This window comes from Klebsiella sp. P1927, assembly GCF_018204675.1.
Classification (GTDB): domain Bacteria; phylum Pseudomonadota; class Gammaproteobacteria; order Enterobacterales; family Enterobacteriaceae; genus Klebsiella; species Klebsiella pneumoniae.
In genome coordinates this window covers 1,967,667-1,982,996 of sequence record NZ_CP073377.1, presented here as the reverse complement: position 1 = coordinate 1,982,996, position 15,330 = coordinate 1,967,667, and the positions used below count along the sequence as shown (strand labels likewise).

The 15,330-nt window shown below is 63.2% G+C and carries 12 protein-coding genes and 2 pseudogenes; 2 read left to right on the top strand and 12 right to left on the bottom strand.

Translation table 11 applies throughout. The features are described from left to right. Positions 1-38: 38 nt before the first annotated feature. The 5 genes and pseudogenes from KB892_RS10010 to KB892_RS09990 all read right to left on the bottom strand — a co-directional run bounded on the left by KB892_RS10010 (position 39) and on the right by KB892_RS09990 (position 4,797). Positions 39-972: pseudogene (locus KB892_RS10010) on the bottom strand (MurR/RpiR family transcriptional regulator). Then, entirely contained in the window at positions 938-1,915 is a 978-nt protein-coding gene (locus KB892_RS10005) for an ABC transporter substrate-binding protein (RefSeq protein WP_020956716.1), read from the bottom strand. The pseudogene KB892_RS10010 and the gene KB892_RS10005 overlap by 35 nt, the downstream one beginning before the upstream one ends. Next, entirely contained in the window at positions 1,905-2,957 is a 1,053-nt protein-coding gene (locus KB892_RS10000) for a FecCD family ABC transporter permease (RefSeq protein WP_004200213.1), read from the bottom strand. Before KB892_RS10000 ends, KB892_RS10005 begins: the two co-directional genes overlap by 11 nt. After that, entirely contained in the window at positions 2,954-3,979 is a 1,026-nt protein-coding gene (locus KB892_RS09995) for a FecCD family ABC transporter permease (protein ID WP_004200217.1), read from the bottom strand. Before KB892_RS09995 ends, KB892_RS10000 begins: the two co-directional genes overlap by 4 nt. After that, on the bottom strand, positions 3,976-4,797 hold the full coding sequence (locus tag KB892_RS09990; protein WP_004200218.1) for an ABC transporter ATP-binding protein: 822 nt from the start codon (positions 4,795-4,797) through the stop codon (positions 3,976-3,978). Before KB892_RS09990 ends, KB892_RS09995 begins: the two co-directional genes overlap by 4 nt. Positions 4,798-5,302: 505 nt before the next feature. Here KB892_RS09990 and KB892_RS09985 point away from each other — a divergent pair. Further along, entirely contained in the window at positions 5,303-7,375 is a 2,073-nt protein-coding gene (locus tag KB892_RS09985) for a TonB-dependent siderophore receptor (RefSeq protein ID WP_004200219.1), read from the top strand. 227 nt (positions 7,376-7,602) lie between these two features. Here the strand turns inward: KB892_RS09985 and KB892_RS09980 are convergent, their stop codons facing one another. From KB892_RS09980 to KB892_RS09950, 7 genes and pseudogenes are all read right to left on the bottom strand, one after another. After that, the gene (locus KB892_RS09980) at positions 7,603-8,376 is read right to left on the bottom strand and encodes an ABC transporter ATP-binding protein (RefSeq protein WP_002908439.1); all 774 of its coding nucleotides are present in this window, start codon (positions 8,374-8,376) and stop codon (positions 7,603-7,605) included. Next, positions 8,370-9,365, bottom strand: a complete 996-nt coding sequence (locus KB892_RS09975; RefSeq protein ID WP_004148681.1) for an ABC transporter permease — start codon at positions 9,363-9,365, stop codon at positions 8,370-8,372. Before KB892_RS09975 ends, KB892_RS09980 begins: the two co-directional genes overlap by 7 nt. Beyond that, positions 9,346-10,383, bottom strand: coding sequence for an ABC transporter substrate-binding protein (locus KB892_RS09970; protein ID WP_004189530.1), 1,038 nt, complete (start codon positions 10,381-10,383; stop codon positions 9,346-9,348). The genes KB892_RS09975 and KB892_RS09970 overlap by 20 nt, the downstream gene beginning before the upstream one ends. After that, the gene (locus KB892_RS09965) at positions 10,380-11,342 is read right to left on the bottom strand and encodes an ABC transporter substrate-binding protein (RefSeq protein WP_004180329.1); all 963 of its coding nucleotides are present in this window, start codon (positions 11,340-11,342) and stop codon (positions 10,380-10,382) included. The genes KB892_RS09970 and KB892_RS09965 overlap by 4 nt, the downstream gene beginning before the upstream one ends. Positions 11,343-11,347: 5 nt before the next feature. Beyond that, positions 11,348-12,499, bottom strand: a complete 1,152-nt coding sequence (locus KB892_RS09960) for an acyl-CoA dehydrogenase family protein (protein ID WP_004200220.1) — start codon at positions 12,497-12,499, stop codon at positions 11,348-11,350. Continuing rightward, positions 12,486-13,581: pseudogene (locus tag KB892_RS09955) on the bottom strand (LLM class flavin-dependent oxidoreductase). The gene KB892_RS09960 and the pseudogene KB892_RS09955 overlap by 14 nt, the downstream one beginning before the upstream one ends. A gap of 144 nt (positions 13,582-13,725) precedes the next feature. Next, positions 13,726-14,619: a LysR family transcriptional regulator gene (locus tag KB892_RS09950; RefSeq protein WP_004200224.1), complete on the bottom strand. Its 894-nt coding sequence runs from the start codon at positions 14,617-14,619 to the stop codon at positions 13,726-13,728. A 106-nt stretch (positions 14,620-14,725) separates the two neighbouring features. Between KB892_RS09950 and KB892_RS09945 the strand changes: the two genes are divergently transcribed. Next, positions 14,726-15,328: a cysteine dioxygenase family protein gene (locus tag KB892_RS09945; RefSeq protein WP_004200226.1), complete on the top strand. Its 603-nt coding sequence runs from the start codon at positions 14,726-14,728 to the stop codon at positions 15,326-15,328. Positions 15,329-15,330 lie beyond the last annotated feature (2 nt).

Genomic DNA, 15,330 nt, shown 5'->3' with positions numbered 1-15,330 from the left:
TATGCAACCGGAAACCTTCCCGCTGGTGAATTATCTTCTCAATGGCCCCGTTTACCGCCGGATTTACCGATAGCCCGATGCAGATCGTTGATTCGTTTCAGGGATTTCACCGTTTTTTGTGGCGTGGTAGAGGCCACCGACAGGACAATCATCTCGAGACAGACCAGCACCGTACCGTGCAGCGGCATCCGGCTACTGTCCCCACCGCGCGGGACGTCGATCACCACCTGCGCCTCCTGGCTGAAGCGCGAGTCCACCGCCTGGGTCAGCAGGATGGTCGGAATACCCAGCCGCTTCGCCTCGCGCAGGGTGGTCAACCCTTCGCGATGGGGGGATTTTTGCCCCATCATGATCAGCACATCGCCGCGCTGCAGGTCGATAAGCTGTTCGGCAAGGCTAAAGCCCGTGCGGTTCATCACGTACGCCGGCAGGCCAATACGGCTGAACAACCGGGCGGTGTATTCGGCGAGGATCCCCGAGGCGCCGATACCGAAGATCCCCACCTGGCGCGCGTCGCTGAGCAATGCCACCGCCTGAGCCACCGCCGCGCGGTTGTCGGCCCGCGACAGGACCTCGCACACCCGCTGATGGCCTTCAAGCACAAAATCAATACTGGAGTTGACGTCGCTGGAGAGCGCGGTAACCGTCGAGCGCATCTTTTCCGCCGAGGTGACCGAGGTGCCGAACCAGCGCTCCATGGTCTGCTTAAGCTCGCGCAGCCCGGCGAAGCCCAGCGCCTGGATGGCAAGCACCACCGTGGCGTCGGAGGTCTGGGTCGCGGTGGCGATCTCCATCGCCGTATGCTCCAGCACCACCTCGCGGTTGTCGTTGATATAGCTGACCACCGCCCGCAGCCGGGGGGAGAGCTGGTGCGCCCGGGCGCGATAGCGTTCGCCGAACAGATCGACTTTACCCTTCTCTTTTTTTACCGCGCTTTTCATTTGGCCTCCGCCGGGATCGGCCTGCCGGCAATATGCGACTGCACCTGGGCCACCATCAGGGACAGCGCGGCGTAGGAGTTGGAGATCACCTCTTCCCGCGGCAGTAAAATATAGTGCCCGGTGCGGCAGGCGCGCATAAAGTCGCACCAGCCGGGCATCACGCCTTCCATCGCCTGCAGCTCATCCTGCGGCTTACCGCCGGTATCCGACCGCCAGGTGGCGAAGACAAAATCAGCGTCCAGCTCCGGCAGCTGTTCCGCGCTGACGTCAATGCGCTGACCATCGGGGATCCGCTCAATCAGCGGCGGAAAGCGGAACCCGGCGTCGCGCAGCACCCGGCCCAGCGCATGATACGAATGATGCACCGTGACCTTGCCGTTGTTCGCCTGGATCACTGAGACGCTGTACTGCGGTGGGTTGACCATCGCTTTCAGCTGCTTGATTTGCTCCTGATAGCGGCGCTCGAGGATCGCCAGCCGCGGCTGGGTGCCGGTCAGCTGCGCCAGCTTGCGGTAAATCTCCGGGGCGCTGCCCTGCAGATGGTCGATGCTCACCGTCGGGGCAATCTTCTCCAGTTGCTCCACTGACACGTGGCGGCTGGGCTCAGTGATGATCAGATCCGGCCTGGCTGCGGCTACCGCTTCCAGATCGATATCGGCGGTGCCAATAAAGCGGATATCGCTGTTGTCGAAATCGACACCGGTGAGCTGGGCGCTGGCGCGCAGATAGTGGCTACCATCCGGGCGCGTCCGGCCGTGGCTGGCGATCGGCGGCGCCCCGAGCTCAATCAGCGGAATGGTAATGTCGAGATCGTGCATCGAAACGATACGCTGCGGATGCAGCGGGACGGTGACCGTGCGGCCTAAATCATCGGTGAAAGTTTGAGTTTGTGGGGCGGCGGCGCTGACGGCCCCCGTCAGCAACAGCAGCAATGAGACGAACCAACGCATACTACCTTCCTGGTTAAAGGGCATCACGGCGACGCCAGAGCAAGACAACGAAGAACGGGCAGCCCACCAGGGCAATGACAATCCCCGCCGGGATCTGCAGCGGGGCAAACGCCAGCCGGCCAAGGGTATCGGTCGCCAGCACCAGCAAGGCGCCAATCAGCGCGCTGCCGCACAGCAGCGATACCTGGCCGCCGCGCAGCACGAAACGCGCCATATGCGGCGCCATCAGGCCCACAAATCCAAGGCTGCCGACGCAGGAGACGCTGGCCGAGGTCAGCAGCACCGGCGCAAAAAAGCGCAGCACCGTCAGCTGCTGCAGACGTACGCCGAGGCCGACAGCGGTCCGGTCGCCCAGCAGCGCAACGTCCGCCGCCCGGGCGGTACAGAACAGGATGATGGCCCCGGGCAGCGCCCAGCAAAAAGCCACCGCCAGCAGCGGCCAGGTGGCGGCCTGCAGGCTGCCCGCCAGCCAGATCATCGCCGTCTGCACGTCGCGTACGTCGGCGGTGGTCATAAAGATGCCGACCGCGGCCGCCAGGCTCCAGGAGACGCCGATGCCAATTAAAATAAAGCGCGGCCGCGAACAGTCGCGGGCCAGCGTCAGGACCAGCAGGGCCACCGCTATGCCGCCGACCATCCCCGCCAGCGGCCGCCAGACCAGGCCTACCGCCGGGAAAAACAGCACCAGCGCCAGGACCACGATGCTGGCCCCCTCTTTGACGCCGATCAGCCCCGGGTCGGCCAGCCCGTTACGGGTGATGCTCTGCATCGCCGCGCCGGCCAGCCCCAGCATGGCCCCGCACAGCAGCGCCATCAGGATCCGCGGCAGGCGGATATCAAACAGAATAAAGCGCGGCTGCTCGCCCATCTCCTGCGGCGCCAGCAGGGCCCGCGCCAGCGTCGACGCGGGCAGCGGATAGCTGCCGCGGCTAAGGCTGTACAGCCCCAGCGCCAGCAGCGTCAGCACTATGCTGGCGGCAATTTTTAACGCCGCAGGACGCAGCAGCAGATGACGGGAGGCGAAAGCCAGCGGCCGAAAACCGGCCCGGTGAACGGCGCGCGTCATTTAAAAAACCTCGCGGCGATAAAGATAAACAACGGCGCACCCACCAGGGCGGTCATCGCCCCGGTCGCCAGCTCCTGCGGCGCGACCAGCGTCCGGGCGGCGATATCCGCCAGCACCAGCGCCAGCGCTCCCACCGGCGCAGCCAGGGGCAGCGCCAGGCGGATGTCTTCCGTCACCAGACGGCGCACCACGTGCGGCACCACCAGCCCGACGAAGCCGATCGGCCCGGCCACCGCCACCGCCGCGCCGCACAGCAGCGCAATCGCCAGCAGGCCCAGCAGCCTCGTCTGGACGAGATTAACGCCAAGGCCCAGCGCCACCTTATCCCCCAGCGCCAGCACATTAAGCCGTGGGGCAATGAGCAGCGCGACGCCAAGGCCGATCAGCGCCGGGACCAGCGCCGTCTGCAGCGTGCTCCAGTTCAGTCCGGCCAGGTCGCCGGCCAGCCAGGTGCGCATCGCCAGCAGCGTCTGTTCATCGAGAATTAATATCGCCGCCGTCACCGCCGACGCAAACCCTGACAGCGCCACTCCGCACAACGTGATGCGCAGCGGCGTCGCCCCGCCGCGCCCGGCAGAGGCCAGCGCCATCACGCCACCGAACAGCAGCCCCGCGCCGCAGGCGGCGGTCAGCGGGCGCCCGGCGGGGAAAGCGCCGAAGGACAGGCCCAGCGCCGAGGTCGCCACCACCGCCAGCGAGGCGCCGGCATTAAGCCCGAGAATATGCGGCTCGCCAAGCGGGTTACGGATCACCGTCTGCAGCAGCAGCCCGGCGACGCCGAGCGCCGCGCCGGTCAGCAGCGCCGCCGCCAGCCGCACCAGACGCAGATCGATGATAATCCGCTGCTCAAAGTTGCGCGGATCGTACTCCAGCAGCGCCTGCAGCACCGTCTGCGGGGCGATCCAGCGGGCGCCTAAGCCAAGATGCACCAGCGAGGCGGCGATAAGCAGCAGCGTTAGCAGAAGCAGCGCCAGCCGGGGGCGGGGGCGACGCCGCGCGGAAAGCAGGATGGCCACGCTCATTGTGCCGCTGCCTGGCGGGCGCGAAACGGCATAAAGAACGGTTTGCCGGTTTGCGGGTTAATCGACATCTGCACGTCAACGTCAAACACGCGTTTAATCAGCTCAGGGCTACAGACGTCGTTGTCGCTAATCGTGCCGGCGATGCGCCCCTGTTTAAGGAATACCAGCAGATCGGCGTAGTTCACCGCAAAGTTAAGGTCATGGAGCACTGTCACCACCGTGCGGCCATGTTCGCGGGTGAGGGTCTGGAGCAGCTCAAGGATATCGACCTGATAGCGCAGATCGAGCCAGGTGGTCGGCTCATCGAGCAGAATGGTGGCCGTTTGCTGGGCCAGCGCCATGGCGATCCAGCAGCGCTGACGCTGGCCGCCGGAGAGGCTGTCCACCGGCAGATGGGCGAATTCGGCGGTACCGGTTAAGCGCAGCGCCTCCTCTACCGCCAGCTCATCGGCCTCGGACCACTGGCGCATCAGCCCCTGCCACGGGTAGCGCCCGCGCGAGACCAGCTCGAAAACGGTCAATCCTTCCGGGGTCAACGGCGATTGCGGGAGGATGCCCAGCTGCCGCGAGACGGTCTTCGTCGGCATCTGGTGAATGGCTTTCCCGTCCAGACGCACGCAGCCGCCGAGCGGTTTCAGCATTCTGGCGATGGTCGAGAGCAGCGTGGATTTGCCGGATCCGTTCGCCCCGGCCAGCACCGTCATTTTGCCGGTGGGAATGGTCAGGTTGATATCGTCAACGATCAGGGTCTGGCCGTAGCCGGCCGACAGGGCATCCAGTACGATCCCCTGCTCTGCAGGTTTCACCCGCTGTGGCATAACTCGCTCCTGCGCCGCAGCGTTCCAGGCGATAGCTGGACATTCTGCAGTCAAATCAAAATAAATCTCATTCTCTTTTGATCATGACGGGGATGAATGTAGTAGTCAATACTCGCCATCGTCTTCAGACGGGGACGCTGACTACAGCGAGGCTGTGCCAACGCAATATAATTAAAATAAAATAATATCAGATAGATAACTACAGAACATTCCCTACTGGAGGTGTTTAAAACGTCCTGTTCCTCGCCGCTGAATTTTTATCTTGCATAACGTTTACTACTACATCCCTTCATGATTGAATGATTCTCAATTACACATCTGAAGGCGCATTCAGACGCTAAACAGAGTGCTATTATTATTCAGGGCAATGATTTTATTGGCTTAATCTGACCGCAAAGGCAGATTCGTTCACGAGAAACAGATAATGACTCAACCCCATGTCGCCTGCAGGACGTTGCCAGGGCGCGCGCTTTTTTCGCTTCTTTTTTTAGCCTCACCGGGATTAATGGCCGCCGACAATCGCGCGGCGAAAAGTACTAACGACGCGGAAGAGACTATCACCGTAGTGGCCGACGGCGCGCAGCAAAGCGCCACCAGCGGCTATCAGCCGCTCAGCTCCGCCACCGCGACGCTAACCTCGATGCCGCTGCTGGATATTCCCCAGGTGGTCAATACCGTGAGCGATCGGGTTCTCGAAGATCAGCACGCCACCTCACTCGATGAGGCGCTGTATAACGTCGCTAACGTGGTGCAGACCAACACCCTCGGCGGTACCCAGGACGCCTTTACCCGCCGCGGCTTCGGCGCCAACCGCGACGGCTCGATCATGACCAACGGCCTGCGCACCGTGCTGCCGCGCAGCTTTAACGCCGCCACCGAACGGGTGGAAGTCCTGAAGGGGCCCGCCTCGACGCTGTACGGTATCCTCGACCCCGGCGGGCTGATCAACGTCATCACTAAACGGCCGGAGCGGCAGTTCTCCGGTTCGGTTTCCGGGACCTCCACCAGCTTTGGCGGCGGCACCGGCAGCGTCGACATCACCGGCCCCATCGAAGGCACAAATCTGGCGTACCGACTGATCGGCGAATATCAGAATGAGGATTACTGGCGCAATTTCGGTAAAAACAAAAGCAGCTTTATCGCCCCTTCCCTGACCTGGTTTGGCGAGCGGGCAACGGTGACCGCGTCCTATTCGCACCGCGACTACAGCGCCCCCTTTGATCGCGGAACTATCTTCGATCTGAATACCGGCCATGCGGTTAACGTCGATCGCAAAACCCGCTTCGATGAAGCGTTTAATATTACCGATGGCTATTCCGATCTCGCTCAGCTCAACGCCGAGTATCGCCTTAACGACGCCTGGACCGCGCGCTTCGACTACAGCTACAGCCAGGATCATTACAACGATAACCAGGCGCGGGTGATGGCCTATGATTCGGCGACCGGCAACCTCACCCGCCGGGTCGATGGTACCCACGGTTCAACGCAGAAGATGCACTCCACCCGCGCCGACCTGCAGGGCAACGTGGTAGTGGGCGGCTTTTATAACGAGCTGCTGACCGGCGTCGCCTATGAGAATTACGATCTGCTGCGCACCGATATGCTGCGCTGTAAGAACGTTAAAGGCTTTAACATCTATCATCCGGTCTACGGCACTCTCGACACCTGTAATACCGTCTCCGCCTCCGACAGCGACCAGCGGATCCAGCAGGAGAGCTATGCCGCATACGTGCAGGACGCGCTGTACCTGACCGACAACTGGATCGCCGTCGCCGGCGTGCGCTACCAGTACTACACCCAGTACGCCGGTAAAGGCCGACCGTTTAATGTCAATACCGACAGCCGCGATGAGAAATGGACGCCGAAAGCCGGCCTGGTCTACAAGATCACGCCGAACGTCTCCCTGTTCGCCAACGTCGCCCAGTCGTTTATGCCGCAGTCGTCGATCGCCAGCTATATCGGCGAGCTGCCGCCGGAAGAGTCCACCTCTTACGAAGTGGGCGCCAAATTCGACCTGTTAAACGGCATTACCGCCAATATCGCGCTGTTTGATATTCACAAGCGTAACGTGCTGTACACCGAGAGCATTGGCGATGAGACGGTGGCCAAAACGGCGGGCAAAGTGCGTTCCCAGGGCGTGGAAGTGGATCTGGCCGGGTCCATCACCGATAACCTCAGCGTGATCGCCAGCTACGGCTACACCGACGCCAAAGTGCTGGAAGATCCGGATTACGCCGGGAAACCGCTGCCAAACGTACCGAAACATACCGGTTCGCTGTTCCTGACCTATGACATTCATAACGTCTATAACAGCAATACCCTGACCGTCGGCGGCGGCGGCCATGCGGTCAGCAAGCGTTCCGGCACCAACGGCGCGGATTATTATCTGCAGGGCTATGCGGTGGCGGATGTGTTTGCCGCCTATAAGATGAAGCTGCAGTATCCGGTGACGCTGCAGGTGAATGTGAAGAACCTGTTTGATAAGACCTATTACACTTCCTCGATCGGCACCAATAACCTCGGCAACCAGATTGGCGACCCGCGCGAAGTGCAGTTCACGGTGAAGATGGATTTTTAAGCCGGACCATGGCGTCGCGCCGGATATTCATTGCCGGGCGGCGCTGCGCTTGCGCCGGCCTACGTTTCCGTGACATTTGTCGCAGTTCGTAGGCCCGGTAAGGCGCAGCCGCCACCGGGCAAAAACAGGCGCCTGGCGCCGGATGCCCATTGCCGGGCGGCGCTGCGCTTGCGCCGGCCTACGTTTCCGTGACATTTGTCGCAGCGCCACCGGGGAATGCGTTCAGCTTACCAATCCGCCTCCTGGCCGAGGATGCGCAATATATCCTGACGATGCTGCAGCAGCTGCGGGTTATCGCGATGACGGGGAAAAGCCAGCGGCAGCGCAAACTCGGCGATAATCCGCCCTGGACGCGGCGACATCACCAGCACCCGCTCGCACAGCAGCAGCGCCTCTTCGATATCGTGGGTCACCAGCAGGCTGGTATACCCCTGCTGCTGCCAGAGGGCGATCAGCTCCCGCTGCATACTGATGCGGGTCAGCGAATCGAGTTTGCCCAACGGCTCGTCGAGCAGCAGCAGACGCGGTTCGTTCAACAAGGCGCGCGCCAGCGCCGCACGCTGTGCCATCCCTCCGGACAGCTGCCGCGGCCACGCCTCGCTGAAGGCCTGCAGCCCGATGCGGTCAATCAACGCGTCTGCCTTCGCCTCCAGCCCCTTTTTCCCCTGCGCCTGCGGGCCCAGCAGCACGTTCTGCCGCACCGTCAGCCACGGATAGAGCGTCGGATCCTGAAACACCAGAATTCGCTCCGGCCCCGGGGCGCCGAGCGCCGCGCCGTCGATCTGCATCTGTCCGCTCTGCGGCGCTTCCAGCCCCGCCAGCAGCCGCAGCAGGGTTGATTTACCGCAGCCGGAAGGGCCCAGCAGCGCCACGCTTTCCCCCGGGCGCAGCTGCAGGCTAATATTCTCCAGCACCGGTACCGTCTGTTTGCCAAGCGTAAACGCATGATGAAGATGGCTGATGGATACCGCCGCGCCGCGCGCTATCGTCTCGGTTACCATTGCATCCCTCCTCGCTGCCAGCTCAGCAGCCGGTCACGCAGCATAAATAATCCGCTTATCAGGCCGGAGCATAACAAGGCCATCACCAGCAGCGCGGCATACATATTCGGATAGGCCGCCCAGCCCTGGGCCCACTGGAGGTAAAAGCCGATCCCCGACTTCACCCCGACCATTTCGGCGACAATCAGCACCGAAAACGACGCGCCGAGCCCCATAAACAGGCCGACAAAGACGTTCGGCAACGCGGCGGGGATCGCCACCCGCAGGATCAGGAAACGCTGGCTGGCGCCGAGGGTCCGCGCCACGTCGTACCACGCCTTATCAATGCCCATCACTCCGGACCAGGTCAGCACCGTGACCGGGAACCAGGTGCTCAGCGCGATCAAAAACACGCTGGCGCCGAAGCTCGAGGGAAAAATAAACAGGCACAGCGGCAGCAGCGCGGTGGACGGCACCGGCCCCAGCAGACGTAACACCGGATGCACCCAGTAGCCAATCCGTTGCGACCAGCCGATGGCCAGACCGGTGATGAACCCGCTGCTGGTACCCAGCAGCACACCGAGCCCCAGCAGCCCCAGGGAGTGCAGCAGGCTGTCGAGCAGGCGCGGCCAGTCGTCGTGCAGCACCTCGATCAGCGCCTGCGGCGGCGCGAAGAATGGTACCGGCAACACGGCAGTTTTGGCGGTCAGCCCTTCCCAGACAGCAAACAGCACCGGCAGCAGCGCCAGCCACTTGCCGGCATGCAGCACACGCGCGCCGCGCGCCCGCCAGTAGCGATAGCTCAGCGCCAGCAGCAGCAAGCCGCCGCCGAGGGTGAATTGCGCCAGCGCCCAGCCTTCGCTAAACGGCCAGCGCCGCCCGGCGTCGGGCCAGGTAAGAGTAAACAGACCGCCCAGCAGCCACAGCGCGGCGGCCAGCAGCCCTTCTCCCCACAGCGGCGCGCGGCCGGTGGGGCGCGCCAGAGCCTGCTCAGGCGAATACGTTGGCATAGATACTCTCCGCGAACTGATGGGGATCGGTACCCGGCTTGATCACCTGCACCCGCTGCAGGTCGACCGCATACTGCGTCAGCTCTTTCACGAACGCTTCGCCCACCGCGTGATGGCCGTGGCCCTGCCCGTGGAGGATGCCGCTCACCTCCGCTTCACTGGTATTCAGGGCATGGGCGAGGAAGGATTGCGCCACGCTTTCCGGATGCGCAGCGGCATAGCTGTGCGCCTCAAGGATCGCCTGGGTGAGCGCCGCGGCGGCCGGTTTATGGTCCCGCGCCAGGCTCCCGCTCACCCCCAGCACGCAGCAGCTGAGGTTGGCATAATCCCCGGTCATATTGCTGGCGATCAGCTGATACTTACCGGTCTCCAGCAGACGATAGCTGAACGGCTCGCTGCCGCTGATGGCGGCGATTTCGCGCTTGTCCAGCGCCACGCTGAGCAGATCCGCCGGGTAGACTTTCCACTGCACGTCGCTGATCGGGTCGATACCGTGGCGCTTAAGCAGAATGGCGAAGAAGTTTTTATCCGGTCCGGCCATGTCGGTGACGCCGATGGTTTGCCCCTTCAGGCTCTCGAGGCCGCCGAACGGCGAGTCTTTAGCCGTCAGCAGGTTCAGACAGCCGCCGTGGGTCCCGGCGGTGAGCTTGACGTCAAAGCCCTGCTCCAGCGCCTTCAGCCAGCGCAGCGCCATCCCCACCCCGGCGTCGGCCTTACCGGTGGCGATCGCCTCCAGCAGCACATCGGTGGAGCTGCCGAAGTTAACAAACTCAACGTCGAGGTTGTATTTACTGAATATCTTCTGCTGCTCGGCGACGGCGACCGGCGCGAGGCATACCGCGCTTTTGTTGATCGCCAGCTTGATCTTGTAGGGCTCTGGCAGGCGCAGCGCCGGATGGGCATCGCCGCCGGCCATGTCCGCCATATCATGAGCCCACAGCGGCAGAGAGACCCCGGCCAGCGCCAGGCCGCCGCTGAGCTGTAAAAAACGGCGGCGGGAAAAAGGGGTTCTGGTCATGGCGTCACCTCGGCGGCGGGCACGCTAAAACGGCGGTCAAAGGTCGGCTTCACGTCCAGCCGGGTGCGGATCAGGCCGTTGGCGAGATAAAAGTCCGCCGTTGCCTGCTGCTGGGCCACCGTTTCCTCGGCCAGCGGCTGCCACTGCGACTGGCGGTTGGCAAACTGCGCACGGGCGATCTCCGCCGGGAAGCGGATGATCTCCCCCAACGTTTTGCCGTAGCTGTCGAGATTGGCGTAGGCCCAGCGCTCGGCGCCGGCCAGGCGCTGGAGATAATCCTGCAGCGCGGCGCGTTTATGCGGATCGTTAAGCGCGGAATCCGTTGCCGCGAGGAAGGTATTCCCCGGCAGCAGCCCTTTGCCGCTCACCAGGATCTGCCCCTCGTTGGTCTTCACCATTTGGGTGGTGTAGGGCTCCCAGGTCGCCCAGGCGTCCACCGAACCGTTTAGCAACGCCACTTTGGCGTCCACCGGGCCGAGGAACACCCACTGCACCTCCTTCGGTGAAATCCCCGCCTGCTCCAGCGCTTTCAGCGCCACGAAATGACCAATCGACCCTTTACCGGTGGCGATGCGTTTGCCTTTTAAATCAGCGCCGCTTTTTAACGTGCTGCCGGGGGATACCAGCACCGCGGTCCCCGCCGGGTTGCTTTTATCCACGGCAATAGCTTTGACCGGCGCACCGTTGGCCAGGGCGAAGAGCAACGGCGCATCGCCGATGATCCCCGCGTCCACGGCGCCCGCGTTGAGGGCTTCCGCCAGCGGCGCGGCGGCCGGGAACTCGGCCCACTTAATGTCGTAAGGGAGATTTTGCAGGGCGTTGGCCGCCTCCAGCTGCGAACGCATGCCGCCTTTTTGATCGGCGATACGCAGGGTAAGCCGCTCCTGCGCTGTCGCGTAGCCGCCCAGCGCCAGCAGCATCAGCGCGGCCGCCAACCGGCCTGAAAATGATAGACGCATCGTGATTATCCTTGTGATTGAAAGACGAAGTTGCCAGCTGCCAGCCAGGCGCTGTCGCTCTGTGGGGTATGTACCCGTCCGCAGAGCACATTGCGGTAGTGGCGTTCCAGCGGGTTTTGTCGGCTGAGACCATGATTGCCGGTCAGCTCGAGCGCGATATTCACCGCCTGAATGGCGTTGTCGGTGATGGTGACTTTCGCCAGATTGGCCTCGATGGCGGAAAAGCGCAGCGCGGCGGCCTGCTCCAGCAGGCTGCGGCTGACCAGCAGCAGCCCGGCGATCTGCCCGACTTTCTCCTGCACCCGTGGCAGACGAGAGAGCGGATGGCCGAGACCGGCGGGCACCCGCCCCGCCAGCCACTTCACCAGCCAGTCGTGAGCGGCGTGGGCAATGCTGTCATAGATCGCCGCCAGCAGCGCCGTCTGCCGGTTGGCGAACAGGCGAAACGGTTCGGCCTGGGCGGCGGATGGCGTATCGGTCGGCCAGACATCCACCGCGTGCTCTGCCGCCACCCGCACGTGGTTAAAAATAACTTCATGGCTGCCGGTGGCCCGCATCCCGGCGTGATCCCAGCTCTTCACCACCGTGATACCCGGGCTGTCGCCAGGCACCAGCCAGGTACCCACCAGCGGCGGGTTATCATCGCTTCTGGCCCACACTGCCAGCCAGCGCAGTCCTTCAATGCCGGTGGTATAAATTTTATGGCCGCTGATGTCCCAGCCCTCCGCGCGACGGGTCGCCACGGTGTCCGGCAGGCCGCCCCGCGCCGGGGAGCCCAGCTCCGGCTCGACGCGCAGGCTGTTGATGAGGCCACCGTGTTCGACAGCATCGTGAAAAACCTGCTGGCGCAGCGGCGCGTGCCAGGCGTCGTTTTCCGCCAGCCGCAAATGGTGGAGATACTGCATGCAGACAATCAGCGCTGTCGCCGGCTCTCCCCAGGCGATGGCGGCGATGACCTGCTGCAGCTGGGCCAGACTGGCGCCCGCGCCGCCGCAGGATGGCGGCACGGCGAGACTTAACCAGCCCCCCGCACGCAGATGGTCGATATTACGCCAGGGAAACTCGCCGCTGGCGTCAAGGCTGGCTGCCTGCTCCGCCATCTGCTGGCGAAGCGCCGTCAGCTGCCGGGCCCAGTCGTCGCGCTCAGGATGGATCACGATGCGCGCTCCGCCACTGCACGCCGGGCGGCTTTTTCCCGGGCGATCGGCAACAGCGCCCGGCCATAGTCGGCCGCGTCGTTCAGCGGATCGAAGCCGCGGATCAGGAAGTTACGCACCCCGAGGTCGTAGTAATCGAGCAGCGCATCCGCCACCTGCTCCGGGGTGCCCACCAGCGCGGTGGAGTTATGTCCGCCGCCCACCAGCTGGGCGATGCCGGTCCACAGGCGTTTGTCCACCACTCTGCCCTGCGCCGCAGTAGCCCGCAGCCGCTGGGCGCCGATGCTCTCCGGTTTGGCTTTGAAACCGCCCCCGCGCTGCGCCGCCTGCTCGGTGGCGACGTGCAGGATATGCTCGGCTTTCTCCCAGGCTTCGGCTTCGCTGTCGGCGATAATCGGCCGGAACGAGACGCTGAAGCCGATATCACGCTGGTGTTTCGCCGCTTCGGCGCGCACCCGCTGGATGGTCTCGCCGGTTTGCGCCAGCGACTCGCCCCACAGGGCGAAGACGTCGGCATGTTTGCCGGCGACGGCGATGGCCGCTTCCGACGAGCCGCCAAAATAGATCGGAAGATGCGGTTTTTGCAGCGGGCGAATGGCGGACCAGGCCTGCTCGGCCTGATAGAAATCGTTGTGAATATCCACCGGCTGCTCGCTGGTCCACACCTGGCGCACGATGTCGAGGAAGGCGTCGGTGCGGGCGTAGCGCTGGTCGTGGTCGAGATAATCGCCATCCCGGCGCTGCTCGGCATCGTTGCCGCCGCTGATGATATGCACCGCCAAGCGGCCCTCCAGCAGGTGCTCAAGGGTAGCGAATTTGCGCGCGGCAAGGGTTGGGGAAACAAAACCGGGACGATGGGCCAGCAGGTACTGAATTTTCTGCGTCGACAGTCCGGCCAGGGCCGTCACCAGAAAGCCGTCGGGTTGATCGGACCAGTGGCCGACCAGCAGACGATCAAACCCGGCGGCTTCATGGGTTTGCGCAAAGCGAACGATATAGTCGCGGTCAAAGATCGGCCCCACCGGGGCAATCGTTTCGGAAGAGAGGCGGTGGCCAATCATGCCGAGAAACTGAATGCTCATGAACAACTCCTTGCGTCAGGGTAATGGAGTGGCCGCGACAGCGGCGCTGGTCATAACCCTATACAGAGCGTGTTAATGAGCAAAATGCATTTTTATCATATCTTAATATGCTTAATTAGCATTAAACAAAAATACATAGTGCTTTCAGTCGGATACGGTCAGCTGCTGCATCACTTTGCTGGCAAAAAAGGTCAGCGGCGGCTGCAGGTTCGCCAGATACTGGGCGTGGATCAGCCACAGTGAGACCGCAGGCTGAAAATCGCTGAGGCTGAGGACCGCGACCTCGTCCCGCCACGGGCTGCTGGCCAGCGCCGCCCTCGGCACCAGACCCAGCCCCAGCCCCTGCGCCACCAGCGCTATCTGCAGCTGCGCGCCCGCGCTCTCGACGTTGAGCGTCAACCGCAATCCCTGGCTCTGCAGCTCGCGAATGAGCCCGGCGCGCAGGCCACAGCCGTCGGGGTTAAGGATCCAGCCCCGTTCGGCGCACTCCCGCAGGGATGACGCGCGCAAATTCAAACGCCGGCCGACGATCGGCACCACCTCCAGGGGACACAGCAGGCGCCCGCTGTAGCCCTCGGCGAAGCTTTGCTGGGCGGGCCCCATCGCCAGCATGCCGTCCAGCTCGCCGTTTTCCAGCCAGCGCTGCAGCTGTCCGCTCCAGCCGCAGGTGATCTGCGGCGACAGTCCGGGAAACTGCTGGCTCAGCGCCGACAGCGCCGCCGGCAGGGCAATCTCGCTGAGACTCTGCGGCACGCCGAGACGCAGCGCGCCGCGCGGCTCGCCTTCCGGATCCAACAGGCTGTAGAGTTTTTTCGTCTCACGCTTAATGCTCAGACACTGCTCGTACACCCGGTGTCCGGCGGCGGTCAGAGTCAGCGGGCGGGTCTGGCGCTCTAACAGCGTGACGTTCAGCTCCTGTTCCAGACGCTGCAGGCGCCGGGTGATGGCCGACTGGGTGATCCCCAGATATTCCGCGGCCTGATTGAGGGAGGAAAACTGCACCGTGGCCAGCAAAGCGTCGATATCGTCAATGCGCATAGGATCCTTATGTGAAATTTGCATATTAATATATGCGTAAATTGCATTTAAATAATATTAACGCCTCTGTTAGCGTTTTGACCAGTCCCTCTGACAGGAACCGCACATGACTGCACCACGACTGGAAAAATTACGCCATTTCATTCATGAGGTAGACCGCCTGCACCGCGAACACCACCAGACCGCCCCGCTGCTTGACGCCGTGGCGCAGCGGCTGGCGGCGCTGGTGCGTTACGACGACTGGCTGCCGGAAGAGTACACCCTGCCGCATCCGCACCATTACCAGCAGTATCTGCTGCATGCCGACTCCGGGGAGCGCTTCTCGATTGTCAGCTTCGTCTGGGGACCGGGGCAAGCGACGCCGATCCATGACCACCGGGTGTGGGGGGCCATTGGGATGCTGCGCGGCGCGGAGGAAAACCAGCGCTACCAGCTGGATGCCGATGGCATACCGCGCGCGCGCGGCGCCGCCACGCTTCTGGAAGCAGGCCAGGTGGAGAAAGTATCCGCTGACGATGGCGATATTCATCGCGTCAGCAATGCGCTGGCGGATCGCGTCTCTATCAGCATTCATGTCTACGGCGGCAATATCGGCGCGGTGAAGCGCGCCGTGTATACCCCGGAAGGGCAGCAGAAACCGTTTATCTCCGGCTACTCTAACCGCCATTTACCCAATATCTGGGATTCCTCCCGCGAACATCAAGGATAACC